Here is a 24,417-nt window from a genome sequence, read left to right on the forward strand (position 1 = left end):
CTTAACGCTTTGTAACAAATGTTCGAGCGAGGTGTGCGATGTCGATGGAAACGTGGTTGGCCTTCTTTGCCGCGTGCTGGGTGATCAGCCTGTCGCCGGGTGCCGGGGCGATCGCCTCGATGTCCAGCGGGCTGCAGTACGGTTTCTGGCGTGGTTACTGGAACGCCCTGGGGCTGCAACTGGGCCTGATCGTGCAGATCGCCGTCATCGCCGCCGGTGTCGGCGCCATCCTCGCCGCTTCTGCGACGGCCTTCCAGGTCATCAAATGGTTCGGTGTAGCCTACCTGGTCTACCTCGCCTACAAGCAATGGCAAGCCTTGCCGATGGACATGAGCGACGAGTCTGGCGTGCGGCCTATCGGCAAGCCGCTGAGCCTGATGTTCCGAGGCTTCCTGGTCAACGTCAGCAACCCCAAGGCGCTGGTATTCATGCTCGCGGTGCTGCCGCAGTTCCTCAACCCGCACGAGGCGTTGCTGCCCCAGTATGTGGCGATCACCGTGACCATGATCAGCGTCGACCTGCTGGTGATGGCGGGTTACACCGGCCTGGCTTCGCGGGTGCTGCGTCTGTTGCGCACGCCGAAGCAGCAGAAGCGCCTGAACCGTACCTTTGCCGGACTGTTCATTGGCGCGGCGACATTCCTCGCCACCCTGCGTCGCGCGCCCATCTGAGTTCGTCATCGCGGCGCCAGCCCGCTCCTACGGTTCAGTGGGAGCAGCCTGGCCCCGCGAATGGGTTCAGCGCTGACGATCCACCAGCCCCTTGAGCAAGTCCACCGGCAGTGGAAACACGATGGTTGAGCTCTTGTCCCCGGCAATCGATCCCAGTGTCTGCATGTAGCGCAGTTGCATCGCCCCCGGCTCCTTGCCCAGCATCTGCGCCGCCTGCATGAGTTTCTCCGACGCCTGCAGCTCGCCTTCGGCATGGATCACCTTGGCCCGGCGTTCTCGTTCGGCTTCGGCCTGACGGGCGATGGCACGGACCATCGATTCGTTCAGGTCGACGTGCTTGATCTCGACGTTGGCCACCTTGATGCCCCAGGCATCGGTCTGCGCGTCCAGCACTTCGCGGATATCCGAATTCAACTGTTCGCGCTCGGCCAGCAGTTCGTCCAGCTCGTGCTTGCCGAGCACCGCCCGCAGTGTCGTCTGGGCCAACTGGCTGGTGGCGGCGAGGAAGTCCTCGACCTGGATGATCGCCTTCTGTGGGTCGAGCACGCGAAAGTACAGCACGGCGTTGACCTTGACCGAGACGTTGTCGCGGGTGATCACGTCCTGGGGTGGCACATCGAGCACCACGGTGCGCAGGTCGACGCGCACCATCTGCTGGATCCCCGGAATCAGGATGATCAGGCCCGGGCCCTTGACCTGCCAGAAGCGCCCGAGCTGGAACACCACACCGCGTTCGTACTCGCGCAGGATGCGCAGCGCCGACAGCAGCAGTATGGCCAGCAGCACCAGCACGGCGCTGAAACCGAATTGCATCAACATCGTCTACTCTCCTTGCGCCGTGGGCGCAGTGGCGCTGACCTCCAGGGTCACGCCATGACGGGCCGTCACCCGCACGTGCTGGCCAGGTTGCAGCGGTGTCGCACACTGCACCTGCCACTGTTCGCCCTGGGCCTGTACCGAGCCGCAGAACGGGTTGTCGGTGCGCACCTGCGTCACCGTGACCAGGCTGCCCACCAGTCCGGCATCGCCGCTGACGAGGGCGCGCCGGCGCGCTTTCAGCGCCATGCCCAGCACGCCGCCGAGCAACAGCGCCGAGAGCACAGCCAGGCTGATGATCAGCGCCAGCGGAATGCCGAAGCCGGGGGCATCGGTGTCCATCAGGATCACCGCACCGACGACGAAGGCGACGATACCGCCGAAGCCGACCACGCCGAAGCTAGGCAGGAACGCCTCGGCGACCATGAACGCCACCCCGAGCAGGATCAACGCCACCCCGGCATGGCTCACCGGCAGCAGTTGCAGGGCATACAGCGCCAGCAGCAGGCAGATGCCGCCGACCACGCCGCCGACCCCGGAGCCAGGATTCATGAATTCGAACAGCAGGCCGTACACGCCGATCATGATCAGGATCAGCGCCACGCTGGGGTTGGTGATCACTGCGAGCAGGCGGGTGCGCCAGTCAGGCAGGTGTTCGGTCACACTGGCCTCATGGGTGCGCAGTTGCACGGTCTGGCCTGCGACGAGCAGTGACTTGCCATCGAGCTGTCGCAGCAGGTCGGGGAGGTCGTTGGCGATCAGGTCGATTACCTGCAAGCGCTGCGCTTCGCTGGCCGACAGGCTGACGGCCGCGCGCACGGCCTTCTCCGCCCAGTCGGCGTTGCGCCCGCGCAGTTGGGCCAGGCCACGGATGTAGGCCGCAGCATCATTGACCTGTTTGCGTGCCAATGCGCCTTCTTCGCTGTTCGTGGCGGGTTGTTCAGCTTTGCCGGGGACGCCGATCTGCACTGGCGTCGCGGCGCCGAGGTTGGTCCCCGGGGCCATGGCCGCGATATGGCTGGCGTAGAGGATGTAAGTGCCGGCGCTGGCTGCCCTGGCGCCACCCGGGGCGACGTAGGTGGCCACCGGCACGGGGCTGGCGAGAATGGCCTTGATGATTTGGCGCATGGCGCTGTCCAGCCCGCCGGGAGTATCGAGGCGGATCACCACCAGTTGCGCGCCTTGTGCCTGCCCCTGGTCCAGCCCACGCAGCAGATAGTCGGCGCTGGCCGGGCCGATGGCATCATCGACGCTCAACAGCCATACATTTGCGCCAGGCGCGCTTTGGCCACTCGGCACGAAGCCGAGGACCAACAGCAACAGCAGCATGCGCCAGCGCTGGGCGATCACCTGTCGTCACCTCATGCGGACCCGTCCTTGAAGTTTAGCCTTGGCTGTCGAGCCACGACCTAAACTTGTGGATGGGGGCAAAACCGGAGGTGCATCATGCGTATGGCCAAGACCCTTCAGCAGCGCCTGGACCAGGCCAACTGCGACTACGACATCATTCCCCATCCCCATTCGGCCACCAGCCTGGAGTCGGCGCGCACGGCCGGCGTACCCGCCGAGCGGGTCGCCAAGTCAGTGATGCTCGATGACCGCCATGGCAACTTCATCATGGCCGTGCTGCCGGCCAACCGGCATCTGGACATGACCGAGGTGCGCATGACCGGCGCCTGGCAGCTGACGCGCGAGAGCAACTTGCCGAGCCTGTTCGGCGATTGCGAGCGCGGCGCCATCCCGGCCCTGGGCGACGCCTACAACATTCCCATGCTGCTCGACCGGAGTCTTACCCGCCAGGGCGATGTCTACCTCGAGGCAGGTGACCACGATCATCTGATCCACATGAGCATGGAGCAATACTTGAAGCTGGTGCCGCACGCCGAAGTGCGCGAATTGAGCTGATGCTCGCAACCAACGCCGGGTTGGCGTCGTGGACGACCCGCCCGGCCCGAGGAGGAATCATGGAAGCACCGAACCATCCATTCGCCGACCTGTTCAAGCAACTGGGGCTGGCGGACGATGCCACCAGCATCGACCAGTTCATCACCACTCATTCGCCGTTGAAGAACGAGATCAAGCTGGTGGACGCACCGTTCTGGACCGAGGCGCAAAGAACCTTTTTGAAGGAAAGCATCATAGAGGACGCCGATTGGGCGGTACCCTTCGACCAACTCAACGAAGCACTGCGTCGCCCCCGCAAATAAAGCGCCGAGCGGCACCTGATGGGTGATCGGGCCGTTGCTATGCTCAGGTAAAACAAGAGGGGATGGCGCAATGAAAGATCCCTACGCACCAGGATTCTGGTGCACCGTGACGATCCTGGGCACCCTGACCGCCGGCTACTTCTACGGTATCCGGCACACCCACCAGATGAACCAGGCCGTGCAGTTTCTCTATGCCGCCGCCGCCGTTACCGCGGCGGTGGCGCTCTGCGGCCTGGCCTGGATCGCCTGGCAGCATTTGCACCTGAACAAGCGTGAGGTGGCCCAGGGGCGAACGTTGCTGACCATCTGGAACACCAAGGTTGCCCTGCGCCGGGTCGAGACGGTGTTCGACCGCTACTTCTGGGGCAGCTACTGGCACTCCGGGCGCACCTTCGAGGAGGTAATGGGCGAGCTCAAGGGCACACCGTTGGAGCAAAGCCTCGACGCCCTCAAGCGCCAGTGCCGGGAGCTAGACCGCGAGGTGCACGACCACCACCATCACTGGCTGGCCAATGCCCGCGACCTGTCCAGCGTGGCCACGGCGATGGCCCGCGAGCGCTACCAGTTGGACCTGTGCGATGCTCCGGTGCGCGATGGCGGCAATACCGCCGTGCTCAATCGCGATCTGGAAGTGCTGGTGTACACCTGGTCGGCGCGCCTGCGCAGCTTCGACCATCAACTGGACGAGTTGGAGCGCGCTTACCACTAGGCGGGATCATTCGCCGCGGATGTATTGCTCGAGCTGCAGGATCAGGTTGGCCTGCTCGGCGATGGTTTCCTTCACCAGGTCGCCAATCGACAACAGCCCCAGCAGCTTGCCGTTATCCACTACGGGCAGGTGGCGCAGATGGCGGTTGGTCATCAGGTTCATGCAGTACTCGAGGTTCTGCTTGGGCTCAACGGTGACTACCGGCGAACTCATGATTTCCCGTACCGGCGTGGCAGCCGATGAGCGCCCCTTGAGCACCAGTTTGCGGGCATAGTCGCGTTCGCTGACGATGCCTACGACCTGGTCGTTTTCCATCACCGGTAATGCACCGACGTTCTTCTCCGCCAGCAGCTTCAAGGCATCCAGCACCGAGTCATCAGGGCTGATGGTGTAGACGGTCTGATGCTGGGACTTGGCTTTGAGGATTTGTTCGACGTTCTTCATACGGGCCTCGGTGGGTGAAAAAGCGCGGTGTCGGAGTAAATAAAGCATCCGGCACGGCGCTCTGCACGGCAATGCAGGAAACGGCATCGAGGTGATTGAAAAACGTCATCGTGGCAAGGGGCCGCAATGCGGCCCCGGGTGAATCATCAAAGCTTCGGCATCTGCCCGATCCGCGCCACCATCTCGCTGACGATCTGCAGGTCGAGCATGAATTGCTCCACGGTCTTGAACTCGTTGTCGTTGTGCCCGGTGTACTTCACATCCGGCATGGCCAGGCCGAACTGCACGCCATTGGGCAGGTCGTGCACCGAGGTGGCGCCGGCGGAGGTGCCGTACTCGTGCTTCATGCCCAGGTTCTCGCTGGCCACGGCCAGCAGGGCCTTGACCCACTCGCCCTCGGGGTTGCGGTACATCGGCTCGTCCATGCTGTAGTCGAAGGCCACCTTGGTCTGGCTCTTGGCAACCCAGCTGTCGAGCTTGCCGGAGATCTCACCTTTGAGGGTGTCGAGCGACTTGCCTTTGGGAATGCGCAGGTTCACCGCCAGCTTCAGCGCCTTGTCATCCAGGCCGACGAAGGTCAACGAGGTGGTCAGCGGGCCCATGAAGTCGTCCTTGAAGCCCACGCCAAGCTTGTTGCCCAGGTAGTCCAGGCCCCAGTTGTCGGCGGCGTAGCGGGCGGCGTCGGTGATGTGGTTGTGCTTGAGCGGCACGTCCTTGCCCAGGCCATTGAGGAAGTCGAGCATGCGCGCCACCGGGTTGACCCCGGACTCGGGCTCGGAGGAGTGCGCCGATACGCCGGTCACGGTCAGCAGCACCTGCTTGCCGTCGACCTTGGCGTCGATGCTGAAGTCGCCACCATGGCGCTTGACGTAGGCCGCGCCGGCTTTTTCCAGGGCCTTGGCCAGTTCGGCCGGCTTGTCGCCGGTCAATGTCGCCACCGAGCTACCGGGGATCTGGTTGGTGGCCAGGCCGCCGGTGAGGTTGATCACCTCGGCGCCTTTGCCATCACCGGCACGCTTGGCGAAGGTAGCCATGACGGTGCCATAGCCTTTCTCGGCGATCACTACCGGGTAGCCGCCGTCCAGCGCCAGGTTGTAGTCAGGGGTGGCGTTGCGTTCGAAGTAGTAGGGGATGGCATCACCGGTGGTTTCCTCGGTGGTGTCCACCAGCAGCTTGAACTGGCGCGCCAGCGGCAGCTTTTCGTCCTTGGCTACTTTCAGCGCGTAGAGCGCGACGACGATGCCGTTCTTGTCGTCCTCGGTGCCGCGGCCATACATGCGATCGCCCACCAGGGTGACCTTGAACGGGTCGAGCTTGGTGCCGTCCTTGAGCTTCCAGTTTTCCGGGGTGACCGGCACCACGTCGGCATGGGCGTGGATACCGATGACTTCCTTGCCTTCGCCCAACGTGATCTCGTAGACGCGGTTGTCGATATTGCGGAACTGCAGGCCGAAGCCCTCGGCCAGGGCCTTGATCTTGTCGGCGATCTTGAGGAACTCCGGGTTCTCGTGCTGCGGCACACCTTCTTTGCGCACGGTCGGGATCTCTACCAGCTCGCGCAGGGTCTCCTTTGCGGCCTTGCCGTACTTGATGCGGGTGTACAGGCCCAGCAGGCGGTTGATCTCGTCCTGCTGCTCGGCAGCCAGGGGCTTGCCGGCCAGGTACAGCTTGAGGGTGTCGTCCAGCTTGTCGGCCTTGGCCAGGTCGCTGCCGGCCAGCTTGCCGAGGAACTGCTTGAAGTCGGCCGGGTCGCTGCCGTCGTAGGCCTTGATGATGGCGGCGGACTGCTGCTGGGAGAGGTTGGCCTGGGCCGGGATCGAGAACATGGCCACGCTGGCCAGCAGGAGCGATGCGGCGGATAGCTTGGTAAATGGCATGGGTGTGCGCATTCCTTTGCAAGGGGTGGAGGGCGACCGTTTACGCAAACGGAAGATGCCCACGCTATCACCAATGACTACCGGCGCGGGAGAGGTGGCAATGTGCATTTCTGCACAAACGTGCAAGCTTTCATCTACGGCGCGGCCTGCAGCTTTATGACAAAAATGCGTATCATTAGCGTTTTTTGTAATAACCCGTTTTACGAGAGAAGGATCCTCATGTTCACGTCTTACCTTGCACCCCTGGCCGGGGTGCTGGCCTTCACCCTTGCCTGCATCACGCCCGCCCAGGCACGGGACGATGGCACTGACCACTCTGTCACCCTGGAAAAGGTCGTGCAGACCTTCACCGTGCAGACCGACGGCAGCTTCCAGGTAGCGGTCGAGTCGGTCTCGCGCATCAACGAAGAGCGGGCCATCCAGACCAAGGCGCAGGAGCCGCTGAGCTATAACCGCTCGTACGAAACCCTGGAGGTCGACGAAGCCTTCACCCAGAAGCCTGATGGGCGCAAGGTGATGGTCGATGCCTCGCAGATCAAGGAGCAGCAGGAGCAGGCGTCCACCTACGCGCCGATGTTCCAGGACTCTCGGGTCAAGGTGGTGATCTTCCCGGAAGTGGCCGTCGGCGATCGCCTGGTGCTGCGCTACAAGCGCCATCGCAGCACTGCGCTGTTCCCCGGCCACTTCGAGGACCTCACCGGCCCGGACTTCCACCCCGTGGGGCAATTCTCGCTGATCTACGACCTGCCGGCGGATCTGCCGCTGTACGCTGATGCTCGTGGCTTCAAGGCGTCCACGCCCAAGGCCGGCAAGGGCCGCAAGGTCTACCGCTGGGACTTCGTACCCGCCGACAGGGGCAGGATCGAGGCGAGCGCCGTGTCCTACCTGGACTACGGCCAGTACCTCGCGGTGTCGACCTTCAAGGATTACGCAGGGCTTGCCGCCAGCTACCAGGCGCGCGCCGGCGTGGAAGTGACACCAGCCATCGCCGCACTATCCGAGCAGTTGACGGCTAACCTGCCCGATGCCCGGGCCAAGGCGCTCAAGCTCAGCGACTGGGTGCGTGAGAACATCCGCTACGTGGCGGTCTATGTCGGTGCCGGCGGGGTGGTCCCGCATTCGGCGCAGAGCGTGCTGGACAACCGCTATGGCGACTGCAAGGACCATGTCGCCCTGCTCGAGGCATTGCTCAAGGCCGCAGCCATCGAAAGCTCGCCTGCCCTGGTCAACCTCGGCAACGCCTACCACCTGCCCAAGGTGCCGACCTTGGGCGTGCTCAACCATGTGCTGACCTACGTACCGAGCCTGGACCTGTACCTGGACTCGACCGACCCGTCGGTGGCCGCCGGCTACCTGCCGCTGATGGACCTGGACAAGACGACGTTGCTGACCGTCTCGGGCGCGTTTGGCAAGACCCCGGCCTACCAGTTCGGCAAGCAGGTCGGTGAGATGCTGTTCAAGGTCAAGGGCACGGGCGCCGCGGACTTCACCGGCGCTTCGACGATCGAGGGTTGGTCCAGCGAGGTCAACCGCTATGGCGCCAACTCGATGAGGCCGGCCGACCTCGACCGCATGGTCGAGCAGGTGCTCAATGCCTACGGGCAGCGGGGCAGCGGCAAGATCCTGATCCAGCCATCGGTGGCGCCGGAGCACTTCCACAGCCAGGTCGAAGGTCATACCGAGAACCTGGTGAACCTGCCAGGGCCAGTGGGGCTTCCGGCACTGAGCAGCCTGGTCGGCGGTATCTCGCAAATGGTCTATGGCTTTGCCGCCGAAAACGAACGCACCCAAGGCTTCGTCTGCATTTCCAACGAAGCGGTGGAGAAGGCACGCTTCGAGTTCCCTGCCGAAGTTACTGTCCTGGCGACGCCCAAGGCCGTTGCCGTGAAGGAAGGTAGCTTCGACTACAGTGCCCGTTACACTCGCGATGGCAACGCCGTGGTGGTCGAGCGGCGCATGCAGTTCAAGCATCCGAAGGCGGTGTGCACGCCTGAAGAGTTCAAGACGATGAAGCCGGTAATTGAAACCATGGTCAGGGACCTGCAAGGCCAGATCATCGTGCAGGGCTGAGGCCCGGAAACGCAAAAGCCCCGCCAGAGTGATCTGAGCGGGGCTTTGCTTTTACCGTCACCGTGCAAACACCTGGGTGGCGGTTGATGTCATGGCGCACTCGGCGGGATTCGAACCCACGACCCCTGCCTTCGGAGGGCGAAACGAGGTCCAGTATTTACGGGGATATGCCCGTATTCGTTGGGCCTTGTCGTATGGTTGTGTATGGATATACAGGTCGGTATAGTGCTTTTTGCTGTCACCCTGCTGTCACGGATCTGGAGCGCCATGAAGACCAAGTTCACCGCCAAGCTATTGGCCACCCTGGCGCCCCAGGAGAAGGCCTACCGCGTGCACGACACCCAACAGCCAGGCCTGTGCATCCGGGTGCTTCCGTCCGGCCACATGAGCTACATGGTCACCTGGGGCAGGAACAAGACAGCCACCCTCGGGCGGGTGAACGTCGTCACACTCGAGCAGGCCCGCCGGGAGGCTGCCCGTTACCTAGCCGAGGCGCAAGAGCACGGCGAGCCCCTGGCGATCACCCAGGCACGGCTATCCGACGCCATGCCGACGCTGGATGCGTTCCTGCGCGACCAGTTCGAGCCCTGGGCGCTGGCGCACCAGCGCGACGGCGACAACAGCGTGCGCGCCATACGCCACAGCTTCGCCGATCTACTGGCGCTGCCCCTGGACCAGGTCACGCAGAAGCGCATCGAGCAGGTGCGCACCGGCTGGTTAGCCGCCGGCCGCTCGCCGGCCACAGCAAACCGTAACGTCACCAGGTTGAAAGGCCTGCTGAGCCGTGCCGTCGAGTGGGGCGTTCTACCCGAGCACCCGCTGGCGAAGGTGAGGCGACTCAAGGTCGATGGGCGCGGTAGGGTGCGCTATTTGGACCTGGCCGAGGAGCAGGCCCTGCGCAAAGCCTTGGAGGAGCGCGAGGAGGGCATTCGGGCAGACCGCGACAGCGCGAACGCCTGGCGCACCGCTCGCAACCGGGAGCTGCTGCCAGATCTGCGTGCTGCCAAGTTCGCCGACCACCTGAAACCTCTGGTGCTGCTGTCACTGAATACCGGCATGCGTCGTGGTGAAGTATTCAACTTGCACTGGCATGATGTGAACTTTCAGGGGAAATTTCTCACAGTAGAGGGCGAAACCTCAAAGTCTGGCCAGACTCGCCATATTCCCTTGAACAAAGAAGCGCTTGCAGTATTGAAGGCGTGGCGCGGTGATATTGTTCGAGTGGGATTCGTGTTTCCGGCGAAAAGCGCGGGGCGGCTAGATAACGTAAAAAAGAGTTGGCTTGGGGCATTGAAGTTAGCAAATATCGAAAACTTCAGGTGGCACGACTTGAGGCACACGTTCGCGTCGAAATTGGTGATGGCCGGTGTGGCGCTGAACACTGTGCGTGAACTTCTGGGGCATTCGGACATAGCTATGACGCTTCGCTATGCCCACTTGGCACCGGACACCAAGGCCGCCGCTGTAGAACTGCTTTGATCAGTCCCAGGCCGGGTTTTCTGGGTAGCGACCAGTAGCAAACGCCTCATCGACCACGTAGTTGAGCCGCGCCCAATTCCGACGAATCCTCTCCATATTCACCCCACCAAACCCATTCCAGAATATATCCATCAGGGCTGACAGCAGCTTGTCGTGTTCACTTCCAGTAACGGCGAAGCCTATACGGTCCTCACCATCAAAGTATGTGTTTTCAGTAATCAGCTCGATAAGAGATACGTCCTTTACTGTAACCGTGCCTGGTAGTGCAGCGACTGTGCGAAACAATCGCGTTGGACCGTCCAGCGACCATATGTAAGTAAGAAGTTCGCTGTATCTGATTTCAGGGTAATCGGCCGGGTCAAGTCTCGTCCCAAAAGTTTGGAATGGAACAATTTTTGTGTAGAAAGTTGTTCGTAATGACCTCTCAACTATTGTAGTTAGCGACCGCTCCTCAAGTTTCGCTAGTAGTTCAAGTCCGAACTTAAGGTCTGGGGATACGCGTAACGAAAGCGTGTCTGCTTTGGTCCTGTTTACTGGCGCCTTTGCCATTGCTCCACCTCCTTCAGCCGGAAATCTAGAGAGCATGGCACACCAAAGCATTCTGTGTCGATACGTGTCACTCCGTGTATTGCAGTGGCTCCACATGTCAGAAATGTGTGGACATGTCATCACACACGAGGCTATGGTTTGTGTAAGACATTGCAGTACATGACATGAGGAGGCACCTATGGAAACAGCAGCACCAATACAGCCAATGGCAGTGGGGCCAGAGGATGCAGCGCGGCTCACCAGTCATAGCCGCAGCGCTATCTACAGCGCGATCGCCAAGGGAGAGCTGCAGGCATTCAAGTCAGGAAAGCGTCGGCTGATCCTGATGAAGGAGCTTGAGGCTTGGATCAACCGGGTGGCGAAGGAGAACAGCAAATGACGATCGATATTGTGGACTCGTCGGGGCGTTTCATGGGGGAGCTGAGGCTGTCCGGCGCTGTGTCTGTGGTTGACATTGGGGCCGATGCAATTGCCTTGACCGATGGAGATGGAAACCTGCTTGGCACCATCGCCACGCGGCAGGGCTACTACAGCTCTGACCTGGTTGAGCTGCGCGGCCAGGCTTCGCCGCGATCAAGGATGAAACCTGATTCAGTTCCTGAGCTGGCGGTGGTTGGACTTGATCCCGAGCAGCGCCAGGTACTGGCAGATCTGGTGGACGCTGAGCGAAAGCATGCAACTCGATGGTGGACGATGCTCAACGAAATGCGAGCGCGTCGAGAGTTGCCCGACTGGGTGCGCGAGCGGTTTGTAGGCAGTGCAGCGGATCACGATCGGTGGCTAAGCGACTGCACAGAGACGAATAGCGCGCTCTTTGGTCGACGGAAATACATCCACGGGGAGGGTGAACTGGAGATTGTCGAGACTTGGGTAGGGGATGTTCTGTTTGAGGTAACGCGGCGCCCTGACCCTGCGGGCCGGGCCAAAAGCGCCGAGTCGGTAGAACAGTTGCAGGAGTCGGTGTTGCAGCACCTCTCCGGCGAGATCGCATTGGTAGGCACCAACGAGAGGAAACCATCGTGACATATCGAGCGAACGTTGACAACGGTCGGACCGGCTCGCGCCTGGATGGCACTGCGCCGAGGTCCTGATGGCCAAGAGGAAGACCCGCCGCGACTCAGATTGGGGAGGTCGTGGCGCGTACATGATCCCCAGGCTGCTGGGCGAACACCCCGACTTCATAACGATGACTGGTTCGGAGCTGCGCGTTTTCATGCTGCTGCTCTCGCAGTACCGCGGGAACAACAACGGCGATCTGGCAGCCACGCACTCGATGATGGAGGAGCGGGGCGGCATGGCCGAAGGAACGCTCGCCAAATCGCTGCAAGGCCTGCAGGAGCGAAACCTAATCGTGAAGAGCAGAACGAACATGAAGGGGCGGGAAGGGGCCAGGTGCGCGCTGTATGCGTTGACCTGGTTGCCAATACACGAATGCCCGGGGAAAGGGTTAGAGATCGGCCCGACTAACACCGCGTCGCGGCGCCTGGCCGGCTGATGTTTACCGGCTTCATTTTTTGAAGTCATAGGCGCGATTTTTTGAAGCCTTCCCTAGGTTTTCGAGCTGCTGAAGGCAAATAACGCATCAATTTTTGAAGCCTTACCCGCCTGTTTGGCGCAGTTCCAGCTTCAAAAATTGAGCCCCTTTATAACTATTACCACCACAGGGATTTGGAATGCGCAGAGTTAAGACAGAGCAAGCCCGGTGCCGATCGCTGGCTGATGCCGGATGCAAGCGAGCGGGCGGGTATACGTTCCTGGTGTTCGACTGGCTTCCGTGGACTGCCGCTGGCTGCTGCCGCAAGTGCGCGGTGTTCGTGAAACCGCAACTGCTCGCTGCCCAGGCCAGCACGATGGGAGGCCACCTGCATCTGGTTGTCGACAACGCGCCCAAGCAGTTGGCGCTTGATTGCCTGGCGCCGGGTGAACGAGGTGTCGCACACGGCACGGGGTCCAGCTGATGCAGGGCGGCATATGGTGCCGGGGGCATTTCCTGCCGGGGGCAGCAGGTGCCGGGGTGCATTCGCCGAGTACTCGCCGAGATCGCAGCGAGCCATCGTCCACCGTGTTGCCCGCGCCACAGTGTGCAGGAAACACCACAGTGGACTGCCGAAACCGGCGATTTGGTCTGATTCGGCTCAGCAGGTCCGAATCGGCACCTAGGCAACCCCTGATTTTTTGGGCTGGAGGCCGGAGAGGATGACCACAAAGCACATAAGTTTCACTGACGCCGAGATACGTAAACAGGCCTGCCAGGGCGTGCGCCAGTTGCGCGACCCACGCTTCCCCGAGCTGCGCTTCCGATTCTCCACCGTGGACCGCACCCGGGGCGCCTGGCACGTTGTTTTCAGGGGTAAGTGGGGCAAGGCCGGCGACTTCCCCAGCCTGACCACCAAGGCCATGCTTGCCGCGCTGCCGGCCATACTGGCCCGCCGTGCTGTGGACGCCGAGGCCACTTCACTGACCGGTACCTGGAGCTGTACCGGGGAGCTGCTGGACTGGTACCTGGATCGCATGCTGCGCGACCGTAACTTGTCAGCCAGGCGCAAGGCCGGCGCGAAGTCGGCCATCACTTGTCACCTTGCGCCGCGGCTAAATGACCTGCCTTTGCTCGAGGTGAGCAAGGCCACACTTGACCAGCGCCTGATGTGGCCGTTGCAGGAGCGCTATGCCCCGTCGTTCGTGCGCCTGGTGTTCAACGTGCTGGCGGTGGCCATGCGCAAGGCGCACCGGCTCGGGAAGATCGAGAGTAATCCCATGGGCGCGCTGCGCTTCGGGGACTTCGTCGGGGTGCGGATCAAGCCTAAGTCGTCACGGCTGCGCGAGAAGGACTTGCCCGATCTGCTGGCCAAGCTGGCGAGCTGGAGCGAAGCACGGCCCGGTGACGCCATGCTGGCGCTGATGATGCTGTGCCACGGTACACGCCTGGGCGAGACGCGCAGCGCACAGTGGCGCAACGTCGATCTGCAGGCCGGCCAGTGGTTCATCCCCGCTGACGACACCAAGACCAAGCAGAACCACACGCTACCGCTGACCCGCCAGGCTTGCGCACTACTGGCCCGCCATCAAGTCCAGCAGGCCGCCCAGGGCTACCGAGGCGCCTGCCTGTTCCCGGCACGCCGGCGCGGGCCACTGGGCGCCACTGCAGCGAGCCAGGTGTTTGCCGAGCTGAGCGCCCGCCAGTGGACCAGCCACGACGTGCGCAAGGTCGCCCGCACCTGCTGGATGGACCTGGGCGTGGATTACCTGGTGGGCGAGATGCTGGTGAACCACGCCCTGCGCAACATGGACGCCACCTACATCCACACCACCGCCGAAGCCCTCAAGCGCCAAGCCCTGGAGCGCTGGCACGACCATTTAGACGGGCTCGGGTTGAGCGCACTCACAGGCGAGACATACCCGAGATACGAATTTTCACAGAATCCGACGCAGGCCACAGACCACGAGGCCTCTAGCGGGAACCCGGATGCATCACAGAGGAGCATGCAATGAACACTGATTACCGCTTGCCGCGCAAGCCATTCCCTCAGGCGCTGGCCTTGATGATCGCCAAGAAGGCGGACGTGATGGCCAAGGCCTTCGAAGAAAGGGCTATCCGGCAGCTGGTTTTCGATGCGCAGCGGGCGCTCGACCAGGGACACAGCCTTGATCGAATCGCGACCGAACTCGGGCTGCCCAAGACCTCATGAGTCGCGCCCGCCTGCATCGATTCCCAGTCTTATAGACCCGCAAAATGACGCTTCACGCGGCAGTAGTTGGTGTATACTGGACGCCCATACAGCACGTGATGTGCTGTATCCCGTCCCAGTTGCGCGTGATGCGTTCCTTGAGCGGCAAATGATCCTATTTGCTCTGAGAGAGAACCTATGCGCCCATTCCAAACCGCGCCTTTGCAATTGAAGTTCGCCGCCGATCAGGCGGTGGGCAGTTTCACCGGCTATGCCAGCACCTTTGGTGGTGACCCAGACGCCCATGGCGATGTGATCGCCCCCGGCGCTTTCATCGAGAGCCTGGCCAAGCACGCCGCCGCCGGCACTCGCCCCGCGCTGCTCTGGCAGCATGACCAAACAAACCCTGTCGGTGTCTGGGAGTCCTTTGCCGAGGATGACCAGGGCTTGCTGTCTGCCGGCCGCCTCACGTTGGACGTTCCTCAGGCCAAAGCAGCACATGCGCTGGCCAAGGACGGAGCCTTGGCGTTGAGCATCGGGTACACCATCCCGCCGGGCGGGGCTGTCCTGGTGAGCGGTGCACGGCTGTTGAAACAGATTGACCTGGTGGAGGTGAGCCTTGTGGCCGTCGCCGCCAACCCCAACGCCCGGATTGTCAGCGTGAAGAGCGCTTTCGATCCTAGTAACCCGAATCCTCGGGACTTCGAACGCGCCGCACGTGATGTGCTGGGGCTTTCTGCTCGCGAAGCCAAGCGGCTGATGGCGGGCGGCTGGAACAGCCTTGTTCGAGACGAGCAGGCCGACAACAGCGCAGAACTGGCCCAGATCGCGGCCAGACTCCAGAACATCACAGCGACCCTTCAGGGTCTTTGAGGAATCCATATGTCACTCGAGCTTCTCACCAAAGCAGTTGAAGACCACGGCACTGCCGTAAAGGGCCTGGCCGGCAAGATTGAAGATGTGCAGACCAACATTGACCAGGTCTCTGATCGCCTGGCCGACTTGGAGATGAAGGGCGTCCGGCTGCGCGGGGCTCCGGCGCCAAGCACTACGAAGACAGCCCTGCAGACCTTCGCCAAATCCCAGGGCATGGAAGCAATGCGCGGCGGCGCGAAAGACTCGGGCCGGGTTGAGCTACCCGGTGTGAGCATCAAGGCACTGGTCAACTCGGGGCGTGGACAAGCTGGCGACAGCGAGTACAGCGGCCAGGCCGAGCGAGCGGCGGGTATTCAGAACGACCCGCGCCTTGCATTCCAGCTGCTGGAGGTGCTGTCCACCATCCCAGTAAGTGGTGGTACCTACGAGTTCACACAGCTCGAGAGCTTCGACAACAACGCCGATTACCAACTGAAGGAAGGCGAGCTCAAAGCTGAGTCGAACATCGGCCTTGAGCTGGCCTCCACCAGCATCCAGACCATTGCGCACTGGACCCGTGCATCCGTGCAGGTGCTCGATGATGAGGCCTCGTTGAGCTCCTACATCGCCAACCTGCTGGGCTACGGCCTGCTGTCCAAATTGGAGGGCGAAATCATCAACGGCGCCGGCGGCACCGGCAAAATCCTGGGCCTCCTGCAACAGGCAATCCCCTACACCCCGACCATCGCAACCACCCCTACCGATCGTGTCGGTGAGGCGGCGGCGGCGATGAAGTCCGAGGGCTGGAAGCCGAGCGTCGTGCTGATGAACCCGATGGACTGGTTCGCCATCCAGTCAAGCAAGAGCGCGGACGGTCTTTACCTGCTGGGCGGCCCACAAGACCCGGCGAATGCAACGCTGTGGAAGAACGTGGTGGTGGAAAGCCCAAGTCTCGCCCGCGGCAAGAGCCTGCTCATCGACCCGGCGCACGTGCGTATCTTGGACCGCATGCAGCCTACCGTCATCGCCAGCCGATTCGACCGCGACAACCTGGTGACGAACCTGGTTACGCTGCTGGCCGAGCTGCGGGCAGGTCTGGCCGTGTTCGCGAAGGACGCCGTGCGATCGGTCGACCTGACCCCGACACCCTGACAGCAATGTGGCCAGGGCATCCTGGTGGGGATCAGTCGGTCAGTGCCCCGAAGTCAACCCCGACAGCCTGCGCAGCACTCAAGCGATACTCCAGCTGGTGGCAGGCACCGAACATCACCAAGGGTGGGGGGCGGTCGAAATATGGGCGCTCGCCCGGAGCTAGACCGCCTCCGACCCCACGCACAGATTTTTTTCCCCTTTAACAAAAAGTGTTAAAGCCGGGTTAACACCATGCCGAACGTGCATGAGGCTCTGAGTCCCGCACCACGTGGCTTTCAAGCAGGTTTCGGTGCTCTGGGCGGTGTTAAAGCTGTTAACAGCTTTAACCTGAAATGTTAACGCTTTAACACGTGGCTTTAACATCCAGAGGTGACCCTAGCGATGACCATTCAGCCCGCTACCCAGACTTTCCAAGATCGATTTCTGCACGCCTGTACGACCACTGATTTCGCCGACAACCCGAAGGCCGTCGGCGGCTATGACGTTTGGAACGTCGAGTGCGTTCGCGACGGCCAGCACGTAGAGCTCGACGGGCCATTCTTCACCGAGGATGAGGCCCGGATATCCGCAGACCTGCTCAGAGGCACTTTCAGGGGAGCCAGGGCGTATTCAGCTTGCTGCAGCGCCGCCTGGAACCCAGACCCCGACTACGAGCAGCTGATTCGTGACCAGGCCCGCATGTCGCGCTCGCTGCTGGCTTGCCGTCTCGGTGTCGTGCTGGCCACCAGCGCAGAGGAGAAATAGGGATGGCTTCAATTGCCCATGACGCCCCGTCAACGACCACTGTCTACCTGTCCGGCCCGCTGATCCGCAAGTTCTTCCGGAAGAAGGACTACCTGCTGGATGGCAAGAACACCTGGGAAGTGTTCCGAGCCCTGAAGGCAACAGTGGCGGGGTTTGACCAGGAGATAAGGCGCCTGGAGGCGCTGGGTATGCGGTTCGCGATTTTCAGGAACCGAAAGAACGTAGGCGCGGATGAGTTCTCCCGCGGCGGAGTGAACGAGGTGCGTATCGTCCCGGTGATTGAGGGAAGTAAGCGCGCTGGCCTGCTGCAGACAATCATTGGTGTTGCCCTGGTCATCGCCGCGCCGTTCACTGGCGGGTCCACCATGGCGGCCGGCATCGCTATTGCCGCTGGTGGGGTACTCCAGATGCTCAGTCCGCAGGCACGCGGGCTATCGCAAAGCGCGGCGCCTGAGAACAGGCCGTCCTACGCTTTCGGCAGCGCGAGCAATACAACCGCTAGCGGCAACCCGGTACCGATCTGCATCGGTGAACGGCGCTGGGGTGGGGCGATCATCTCGGCCTCGGTTTACGCCGAGGACAAGGCCTAGATCGGCAGGGTGCAGGCGTGTACTGTCTTCTGGTCAATCTGAGGACTCGAAATGCACAGGATCATGCTGGCGGCCACTGCGGCCGCATTCCTTACCGCCTGCACCAGCACGCCGGTCGACCCAGAAACGGCAAAGGCCGTGCCTGCACAGCGGCTCTTTTCCCATCAGGCGCAGGTGCAGCCAGGAGCCAGGCTGGTTGTAACTCGGGACGCGGGTTACTGGGCTTCCGGTGGCTGTATGGCTAAGGTGGTCATAGATGGCAGGAAGGCGGCGAGGATGGATACCGGCGAGGTTGCCACGTTCTGGGTGACCCCCGGCCGGCATTTCGTCGGGATCGATGGAGATGACCAGGGAAGTGGCTTGTGCGCGATGCAGATGGGGCAGCAGCTCAAGGAGATAACCGCCGAGGTAGGCGCAGGCGAAACGCAGCGGTTCCGCATCACTGGGCAGAATGGCGTGGATATTCGCCCAAGCTCAATCTAACAAGCGCCCAGGAGGCAGGTGTTTCACTGATCTCACCGTCGTGAAACGGTAGGTATTCTCAAATTTGAGGGCACCACCTGACGCATCAGGATTTCGAGAGGCGCGAAACCTGACGCATCAGGCACAAAAAAGCCCCGGTCGTCGGGGCTTTTTGCTGTCACGCTGCTGTCACGGGCTGTTGTCCCAGGTAGCGCGAATCCACAGGAGTGGCGGAATTCATGGCGCACTCGGCGGGATTCGAACCCACGACCCCTGCCTTCGGAGGGCAGTACTCTATCCAGCTGAGCTACGAGTGCAACGGGGCGCATGATACCCATCTGATTCGGTGGCGTCCATGGCCTTGATCTATGGAGTGTTTTCCCAAGGGACAGCGGGCGCCCGTCATAGCGCGATCAGCTCCGGTCGCAGCCCCTCCACTCGTTGGCCTGTCGGCTTGAGATACCCATCATCCCCGGTGATCTGCTGCAGGACCTTTTCCCGCAACCCATGTAACCCCACGCCGGTGCGCTGGCGCGGGTGCGTTAGATCAATCGGCACTACGGCCTTGATCCGCCCGGGACGAGGTTCCAGCACCACCACGCGGTCGGCCAGGTAGGTCGCCTCCTCGGCATCGTGGGTGACCAGCAGGATGGTAATCCCCGAGCGTTCGCGAATCGCCAGCAGTTCATTCTGCAGCTGTTGGCGGTTCAAAGCGTCGAGGGCGCCGAAGGGTTCGTCCAGCAGCAGAATGCGCGGGCTGGCCACCAGCCCCCGGGCGATGGCCACGCGCTGGGCCATGCCGCCGGATAGTTGGTGCGGATAGGCCGATTCGAAACCGACTAGCCCCACCAGTTGCACGTACTCGTGAATCCGCCGGGCACGCTCGCCTTGAGTGAGTGTCTCATTGACCAGGCCCAGGCCGATGTTCTGCGCCACTGTCAGCCAGGGAAACAGGCGGTGCTCCTGGAACACGATGCCGCGTTCAGCGCCGATGCCGTTGACTGGCTGGCCATCGACGCGGATCTGGCCGCTGTAGTCGTTGTCCAGGCCCACCAGCAGGCGCAGCAGGGTGGATTTGCCGCAGCCCGACGAACCGACGATGGCGATGAATTCGCCCTGTTCGATCGACAGGTCAAAGTCGCGAATGGCTTCGAACGGCTGGCCGTCGACGCTGAAGGTCTTGCCGACTTTCTCGAAGCTGACCAGCGGCGGTGTGGCATCAGCTTGGTTGGCCGCGTGCAGGGCCGGGGTGATGAAGGCATTCATGCGGATCTCCAGCGCGTGGCGCGCGATTCGAGGCGTTGGCCGAGGTGGCCGAGCAGGGCGCCGACCAGGCCGATCAGGACCATGGCGGCCATCACCTGGTCCATGCGGAACAATTGCTGGGCGCCGATCATCAGGCTGGCGATGCCGCCGTCCGAAGGCATGAAGTACTCGGCGCCGATGGTGCCGAGCCAGGCGTAGATCAGCGCCAGGCGCAGCCCGGCGAAGATCGCCGGCGCGGCGCCGGGCAACACCAGCAGACGCAGCCGGTGCGGCAGGTCCAGGCGCAGGGCCTGCGCCGCCTCGCCCAGCTGTGGCGGGAGGCTGGCGATGCCGCGTTGGGTGGCGATCAGCAGCGGGAAGAACGCCGCCAGCGCGACGAACACCAGCTTGGCGCCTTCACCCAGGCCGAACCAGGCAGTCAGCAGCGGCACCCAGGCGAACAGCGCCACCTGGCGCAACGCCGACAGGCTTGGGCCGAGCAGGCGCTCGGCGTTGGCTGACAGGCCCAGCAGCAGGCCCAGGGCGAACCCCGCGCCACCGCCGATCAACAGACCGGCCAGGGTGCGTTGCAGGCTCAGGCGCAGGGCCTCGGGTAACGAACCGTCGAGCAGGCCTGCGTACAGGCTGCGCAGCACATCCAGCGGAGAGGAGAGGATGTTGGCATCGACCCAGCCAAGGCTGTTGGCGGCCTGCCACAGCAGCAACAGCCCCGCAGGCAGCAGCAGGCTTTGCCAGCCGCGTGGCACCTGGCCGCGCAACTGCTCGCCAGTGGCCGGCTGCGGCCAGTGCAACAGGCTGCGTTCCAGGCGCGAGAAGCCGCGATCCATCAGTGCGCCGACCAGGCCGATCAGCAGAATGCAGAGGAACACCAGGTCGAGCATGAACAACTGCCGCCCCCAGACCATCAGGTAGCCGATGCCTTCGCTGGAGGCCAGCAGTTCCACAGCCAGCAGCGAGGTCCAGCCAGTGGCCAGGGCCAGTCGCACACCGGCGAGAAACGCCGGCAGCGCGGCGGGCAGCAACAGGCGCAGGAACAGCAGGTGAGGGGGCAGGCGCAGGACGGCGGCGGCCTCGCGCAGTTTGGGTTGGGCGTCGCGCACGCCGACCAGGGTGTGCAGCGTGACCGGCACCACCACCGCCTTGACCAGCACTACCAGTTTGAGCAGCTCGCCGATGCCGAAGAACAGCATGAACAGCGGGATCCAGGCCAAAGTCGGGATTTGCGCCAGGGCGACGAAGGTGGGCAGCACCAGAGTCTGCGCCCGTCGCGATCCGCCCAGCCAGGTGCCCAACAGCAGGCCGCTGGCGATTCCTGCCAGCAGCCCCCAGATCAGGCGCTGCAGACTTATCCACAGGTGGCCCCAGAGTTCGCCGGAGCCGAACTCCAGCGCACTCTGCCAGACCAGCGCGGGGGCGGGCAGGATCTGTTCGCTCATCCAGTGCTCACGGCTGGCGACGACCCACAAGGCCGCCACCGCCAACGGCACGATCCACGGCAGGTAGGCGCGGCCTTGCGTCGCAAAAGGGCCGCGTAGCGGCCTCCACAGGCGCCGCGGACTTGCGCTCAAGACTTCGCTCATTGGGGCATCTCCCAAACCGTTCCTTGTTTATTCGTTTATGGAATTAAAAATTCACATAAATTGCATTCAAGAGATAAGAGCATGTGACTGGTGCATGCGAAAGCCCCGTCCCGTTGCGTTTTCCTCATATTTTCCATGCGTTTCCTGCAAGCCCGTCGCAGGCCCGCATGGCGCCTGGGTTATGTCTTATGGTTACTAAAAAATGAAGTTTTGATCTTTGTAGGTTCTAACCGGACCTGCCTAGCTTCTGGCCCATAGCGCCGGCCATCGCCGGTGGCAGCCTGCCAAGGAGCCTTGCCATGAGAACCACCTTCCGCCACCTGCTCAGCCCGTTGCTCGCCGCCTTGTTGAGTGCCGTGCCCGTGGCAGCCCATGCCGCCCAGCCGGATGTGATCCGTATCGCCGTGCCCGACCTCAGCGCCGGCAGCAAGCCCAGCGCCGGCGGCGTAGTGGACGTGCTGCGCGACCAGCAATTGCTGGAGAAAGAGTTTGCCAAGGACGGCATCCGCATCGACTGGCGCTTCTTCAAGGGCGCAGGCCCCGTGGTCAACGAAGCCCTGGCCAACGGCCAGGCGAACTTCGCCTACCTGGGCGACCTGGCCGCGATCATCGGCAAGGCCAGCGGCCTCGACACCCGCGTGTTGTCGGCTGGGGTGCGTGGCGTGAAGAGCTACCTCGGCGTGGTGCCGGGCTCGGGCATCCATAGCCTGCAGGATCTCAAGGGCAAGCGCGTGGCAGTGTTCCGCGGCACCGCCAACCAGCTGTCGTTCGCCAGTGCCCTGGCCAGCCAGGGGCTGTCCGAGCGTGAACTGAAAGTGATCAACCTCGACTTCAACGCCGCCAATGCCGCCCTGGCCGCCAAGCAGATCGACGCCACCTGGGGCCTGTCCAACCTGCTGTCGCTGCGCGAGCGGGGCTTGGTCGAGTTGCCGGTCAACTCACGCAACCTGCAAGGGGCCGGCAGTACTCAAGCGGTGTTGCTCGGCACCGGCGCGTTCATTCGCCAGCACCCTGACCTGGTGCAGCGCCTGGTCAATGCCCAGGAGCAGGCGGCGAAGTGGCTGCGCGACGAGCGTAACCGCGAGGCCTATGTGGACCTCGTGGCCAATACCGCCAACTGGCCGAAGTCGATCCTGCGCGACGACCTGGCCGAGGAAAACCTTGCCGAATACTTCGACCCACGCCTGGACGCTGGCTTCGTCGGCCTGCTGCAACAGGGCGTCGACCTGGCCGCCAAGGAGCGCCTGATCCGCCGTGGCTTCCAGGTATCCGACTGGGTCGAACCACGCTTCATCGATCACGCCCTGCAACAGGACCAGGCCGTCCAGGCCGCCCGCTGACCCGACAACAACCCTGAGGAGCACGACCATGAGCAACGCCGCACTGGCCACCGCGCCGCAAACCCTCGAACTCGATATCCACCCCGTTGCCGGGCGCATTGGCGCCGAGATTCGCGGCATCAAGCTGTCCGCCGACCTTGATCCGGCCACTATCGACGCCATCCAGGCGGCGCTGGTGCAGCACAAGGTGATCTTCTTCCGTGGCCAGGATCACCTCGATGACGTCGGCCAGGAGGCCTTCGCCCAACTGCTGGGTGAGCCGATCGCCCACCCCACGGTGCCCGTGGTCGACGGCACCAGCTACCTACTTCAGCTCGATGGCGCCGAGGGGCAGCGGGCCAACTCCTGGCACACCGACGTGACCTTCGTCGATGCCTACCCCAAGGCCTCGATCCTGCGCAGCGTGGTGGCCCCGGCCTCCGGTGGCGACACGGTGTGGGCCAACACCGCTGCGGCCTACCAGGAACTGCCCGAACCGCTGCGTGCCCTGGCCGACCAGCTGTGGGCGGTGCACAGCAACGAGTACGACTACGCCAGCGTGAAACCGGATGTCGATCCGGCCAAGCTGGAGCGCTACCGCAAGGTGTTCACTTCGACGGTGTACGAGACCGAGCACCCGGTGGTGCGCGTGCATCCGGTCAGTGGCGAGCGCGTGCTGCAACTGGGGCATTTCGTCAAACGCATCAAGGGCTATTCGCTGGCCGACTCACAGCATCTGTTCGCGGTACTGCAGGGGCATGTGACACGCCTGGAAAACACCGTGCGCTGGCGCTGGCAGGCCGGGGACGTGGCGATCTGGGACAACCGCGCAACCCAGCACTATGCGGTGGATGACTACGGTACGCAGCCGCGCATCGTGCGCCGCGTGACCCTGGCTGGCGAGGTGCCGGTGGGGGTGGATGGGCAACTGAGCCGGACCACGCGCAAGGGCTGAAACCGCTGGGGCCGCAAAGCGGCCCCTGTTCGCTACAACTCGGCGTCACAGGCCACCAACTGCCTCACCAATCCCTGCGCCAGCGCCGACAAGCCATACCCCACCCGGCTCACCACCCCATAGCGGGTGTAGAACGCCTCCTCCTGTTCCGGCGCCAGGTCTGCCAGCTTGAGCGCCACCAGCCCTTCATACGGCCGCAGGTTTGCGCTGCAGGCAATGCCGATGGTGTCCGAGTGCAGCACCACATTGAGCAGCGCATAGCCATGCTCGCATTCCACGCTGGGCAGGAAGTCCTGGCGCCCACTGAGGTCGCTGAGGATCTTGCGGATATTCGGCGGGCGGAAGGTGGTCGCCAGCGGATAGTCGAACAGGTCCTGCGCCCGCACTTCGCCACGCTCGGTCAGCGGATGCCCGGCGCGGCAGCAGAAATGCCAGCGTTGTGGGGTGAGCTTGTGCACCTGGTAATCCGGGTCGGCTTCGAACTGGCGGGTGTCGGCGACGAAGAACTCGATCTCCTCGGCGATCAGCCGGCGGTTCAAGGCCTGCCAATTGTCCACCTGGAAGCAGGTGCGCGCTGCCGGGTACTCGGCGACGAAGCGTGCAACCGCCCGCGGCACCAGCCCGCCGGCGGGCGCCGGCCCCGAACCAAAGCGCACCACGCCGGTGGTGGCGCCGTTGAACTGGTTGATCTCGTTGACCAGGTTGTGCGCCCCATGCACCAGGCGCCGCGAATGTTCCAGCACCAGCAGGCCCTGGCGGGTCGGCGCCAGTTCCTTGCTGGCGCGGTCGACCAGGCGGCAGCCGACGTTGTGCTCCAGCGTCTGGATGCTGCGGCTGAAAGCCGATTGCGAAAGGTTCACCGCAGCCGCCGCGGCGACGAAGCTGCGGTGCTCGACAAGGGCGATGAAGTGGCGGAGCTGGCGCAGGTCGATATGCATTTTCTACATGGAAACTTTCGGTGGAATGCAATTGCTGGGAAGGGTTGGGAACCTTATAAAGGGAGTCTC

At 62.9% G+C, this 24,417-nt stretch carries 27 protein-coding genes and 1 tRNA gene; 19 read left to right on the plus strand and 9 right to left on the minus strand.

All coding sequences use genetic code 11. From position 1 onward, the window contains the following. Positions 1-38: 38 nt before the first annotated feature. A complete protein-coding gene (locus C3F42_RS18220) occupies positions 39-671 on the plus strand; it encodes a LysE family transporter (protein WP_023630587.1) in 633 nt (210 codons plus the stop codon). A gap of 66 nt (positions 672-737) precedes the next feature. On the opposite strand, the gene C3F42_RS18225 is transcribed toward C3F42_RS18220, so the two are convergent. Together C3F42_RS18225 and C3F42_RS18230 are read right to left on the minus strand one after the other, a co-directional pair. Then, positions 738-1,490 carry a slipin family protein gene (locus C3F42_RS18225; protein WP_094010925.1) on the minus strand — a complete coding sequence of 251 codons (753 nt, stop codon included), beginning with the start codon at positions 1,488-1,490 and terminating at the stop codon, positions 738-740. Positions 1,491-1,493: 3 nt separating this feature from the next. Continuing rightward, positions 1,494-2,837: a nodulation protein NfeD gene (locus tag C3F42_RS18230; protein WP_104444701.1), complete on the minus strand. Its 1,344-nt coding sequence runs from the start codon at positions 2,835-2,837 to the stop codon at positions 1,494-1,496. A 96-nt stretch (positions 2,838-2,933) separates the two neighbouring features. Here C3F42_RS18230 and C3F42_RS18235 point away from each other — a divergent pair, with 96 nt between their 5' ends. The 3 genes from C3F42_RS18235 to C3F42_RS18245 all read left to right on the plus strand — a co-directional run bounded on the left by C3F42_RS18235 (position 2,934) and on the right by C3F42_RS18245 (position 4,403). Beyond that, positions 2,934-3,392, plus strand: a complete 459-nt coding sequence (locus tag C3F42_RS18235; RefSeq protein ID WP_023629227.1) for an aminoacyl-tRNA deacylase — start codon at positions 2,934-2,936, stop codon at positions 3,390-3,392. 59 nt (positions 3,393-3,451) lie between these two features. Next, complete coding sequence (locus C3F42_RS18240; RefSeq protein WP_023629226.1) at positions 3,452-3,694, plus strand: DUF2789 domain-containing protein; 243 nt, start codon at positions 3,452-3,454, stop codon at positions 3,692-3,694. Positions 3,695-3,764: 70 nt separating this feature from the next. Continuing rightward, positions 3,765-4,403: a hypothetical protein gene (locus C3F42_RS18245; RefSeq protein ID WP_023629225.1), complete on the plus strand. Its 639-nt coding sequence runs from the start codon at positions 3,765-3,767 to the stop codon at positions 4,401-4,403. Positions 4,404-4,409: 6 nt separating this feature from the next. Here the strand turns inward: C3F42_RS18245 and C3F42_RS18250 are convergent, their stop codons facing one another. Both C3F42_RS18250 and C3F42_RS18255 read right to left on the minus strand, forming a co-directional pair. Further along, entirely contained in the window at positions 4,410-4,847 is a 438-nt protein-coding gene (locus C3F42_RS18250; RefSeq protein ID WP_023629224.1) for a CBS domain-containing protein, read from the minus strand. A gap of 146 nt (positions 4,848-4,993) precedes the next feature. Continuing rightward, complete coding sequence (locus tag C3F42_RS18255) at positions 4,994-6,724, minus strand: dipeptidase (protein WP_104444702.1); 1,731 nt, start codon at positions 6,722-6,724, stop codon at positions 4,994-4,996. 219 nt (positions 6,725-6,943) lie between these two features. On the opposite strand from C3F42_RS18255, the gene C3F42_RS18260 reads away from it, so the two are divergent. Together C3F42_RS18260 and C3F42_RS18265 are read left to right on the plus strand one after the other, a co-directional pair. Continuing rightward, on the plus strand, positions 6,944-8,794 hold the full coding sequence (locus C3F42_RS18260) for a DUF3857 and transglutaminase domain-containing protein (protein WP_104444703.1): 1,851 nt from the start codon (positions 6,944-6,946) through the stop codon (positions 8,792-8,794). Positions 8,795-9,061: 267 nt separating this feature from the next. Then, positions 9,062-10,273: a site-specific integrase gene (locus C3F42_RS18265; protein ID WP_104445321.1), complete on the plus strand. Its 1,212-nt coding sequence runs from the start codon at positions 9,062-9,064 to the stop codon at positions 10,271-10,273. Here the strand turns inward: C3F42_RS18265 and C3F42_RS18270 are convergent, their stop codons facing one another. Beyond that, complete coding sequence (locus tag C3F42_RS18270; RefSeq protein WP_104444704.1) at positions 10,274-10,822, minus strand: hypothetical protein; 549 nt, start codon at positions 10,820-10,822, stop codon at positions 10,274-10,276. It lies immediately after the preceding gene. Between the two features lie 178 nt (positions 10,823-11,000). Here C3F42_RS18270 and C3F42_RS18275 point away from each other — a divergent pair, with 178 nt between their 5' ends. The 11 genes from C3F42_RS18275 (at position 11,001) to C3F42_RS18325 (ending at position 18,311) form a co-directional block, all read left to right on the plus strand. Then, the gene (locus C3F42_RS18275) at positions 11,001-11,201 is read left to right on the plus strand and encodes a helix-turn-helix domain-containing protein (RefSeq protein WP_104444705.1); all 201 of its coding nucleotides are present in this window, start codon (positions 11,001-11,003) and stop codon (positions 11,199-11,201) included. Continuing rightward, positions 11,198-11,845 (plus strand): hypothetical protein, encoded by a 648-nt coding sequence (locus C3F42_RS18280; protein WP_104444706.1) that lies wholly within the window; start codon positions 11,198-11,200, stop codon positions 11,843-11,845. The genes C3F42_RS18275 and C3F42_RS18280 overlap by 4 nt, the downstream gene beginning before the upstream one ends. A 67-nt stretch (positions 11,846-11,912) precedes the next feature. Beyond that, positions 11,913-12,317: a MarR family transcriptional regulator gene (locus C3F42_RS18285; RefSeq protein ID WP_104444707.1), complete on the plus strand. Its 405-nt coding sequence runs from the start codon at positions 11,913-11,915 to the stop codon at positions 12,315-12,317. Positions 12,318-12,579: 262 nt separating this feature from the next. Then, positions 12,580-12,780, plus strand: a complete 201-nt coding sequence (locus tag C3F42_RS18290) for a hypothetical protein (protein WP_158659575.1) — start codon at positions 12,580-12,582, stop codon at positions 12,778-12,780. Positions 12,781-13,018: 238 nt separating this feature from the next. After that, positions 13,019-14,311: a site-specific integrase gene (locus C3F42_RS18295; protein ID WP_104444709.1), complete on the plus strand. Its 1,293-nt coding sequence runs from the start codon at positions 13,019-13,021 to the stop codon at positions 14,309-14,311. After that, a complete protein-coding gene (locus C3F42_RS18300; RefSeq protein WP_104444710.1) occupies positions 14,308-14,508 on the plus strand; it encodes a hypothetical protein in 201 nt (66 codons plus the stop codon). The genes C3F42_RS18295 and C3F42_RS18300 overlap by 4 nt, the downstream gene beginning before the upstream one ends. A 177-nt stretch (positions 14,509-14,685) precedes the next feature. Further along, entirely contained in the window at positions 14,686-15,360 is a 675-nt protein-coding gene (locus tag C3F42_RS18305) for an HK97 family phage prohead protease (RefSeq protein WP_104444711.1), read from the plus strand. A 9-nt stretch (positions 15,361-15,369) separates the two neighbouring features. Beyond that, positions 15,370-16,494 (plus strand): phage major capsid protein, encoded by a 1,125-nt coding sequence (locus C3F42_RS18310; RefSeq protein ID WP_104444712.1) that lies wholly within the window; start codon positions 15,370-15,372, stop codon positions 16,492-16,494. Between the two features lie 381 nt (positions 16,495-16,875). Then, positions 16,876-17,238 carry a hypothetical protein gene (locus C3F42_RS18315; RefSeq protein ID WP_104444713.1) on the plus strand — a complete coding sequence of 121 codons (363 nt, stop codon included), beginning with the start codon at positions 16,876-16,878 and terminating at the stop codon, positions 17,236-17,238. Between the two features lie 2 nt (positions 17,239-17,240). Continuing rightward, complete coding sequence (locus tag C3F42_RS18320) at positions 17,241-17,828, plus strand: tail assembly protein (RefSeq protein ID WP_104444714.1); 588 nt, start codon at positions 17,241-17,243, stop codon at positions 17,826-17,828. Between the two features lie 51 nt (positions 17,829-17,879). Then, the gene (locus tag C3F42_RS18325) at positions 17,880-18,311 is read left to right on the plus strand and encodes a hypothetical protein (protein WP_104444715.1); all 432 of its coding nucleotides are present in this window, start codon (positions 17,880-17,882) and stop codon (positions 18,309-18,311) included. Positions 18,312-18,530: 219 nt separating this feature from the next. Here C3F42_RS18325 and C3F42_RS18330 read toward each other — a convergent pair. The 3 genes from C3F42_RS18330 to C3F42_RS18340 form a co-directional block, all read right to left on the minus strand. Next, positions 18,531-18,607, minus strand: a tRNA-Arg gene (locus C3F42_RS18330). Between the two features lie 85 nt (positions 18,608-18,692). Beyond that, positions 18,693-19,556 (minus strand): ABC transporter ATP-binding protein, encoded by an 864-nt coding sequence (locus tag C3F42_RS18335; protein WP_104444716.1) that lies wholly within the window; start codon positions 19,554-19,556, stop codon positions 18,693-18,695. Beyond that, complete coding sequence (locus C3F42_RS18340) at positions 19,553-21,136, minus strand: ABC transporter permease (protein WP_256586204.1); 1,584 nt, start codon at positions 21,134-21,136, stop codon at positions 19,553-19,555. Before C3F42_RS18340 ends, C3F42_RS18335 begins: the two co-directional genes overlap by 4 nt. A gap of 299 nt (positions 21,137-21,435) precedes the next feature. Between C3F42_RS18340 and C3F42_RS18345 the strand changes: the two genes are divergently transcribed. Further along, complete coding sequence (locus C3F42_RS18345) at positions 21,436-22,476, plus strand: ABC transporter substrate-binding protein (RefSeq protein ID WP_104444717.1); 1,041 nt, start codon at positions 21,436-21,438, stop codon at positions 22,474-22,476. Between the two features lie 28 nt (positions 22,477-22,504). Further along, positions 22,505-23,410: a TauD/TfdA family dioxygenase gene (locus C3F42_RS18350; RefSeq protein WP_104444718.1), complete on the plus strand. Its 906-nt coding sequence runs from the start codon at positions 22,505-22,507 to the stop codon at positions 23,408-23,410. Between the two features lie 32 nt (positions 23,411-23,442). Here the strand turns inward: C3F42_RS18350 and C3F42_RS18355 are convergent, their stop codons facing one another. Then, entirely contained in the window at positions 23,443-24,348 is a 906-nt protein-coding gene (locus C3F42_RS18355; RefSeq protein ID WP_046853704.1) for a LysR family transcriptional regulator, read from the minus strand. Positions 24,349-24,417: the final 69 nt, after the last annotated feature.

This window comes from Pseudomonas sp. PONIH3 (genome assembly GCF_002934345.1).
Taxonomy (GTDB): Bacteria; Pseudomonadota; Gammaproteobacteria; order Pseudomonadales; family Pseudomonadaceae; genus Aquipseudomonas; species Aquipseudomonas soli.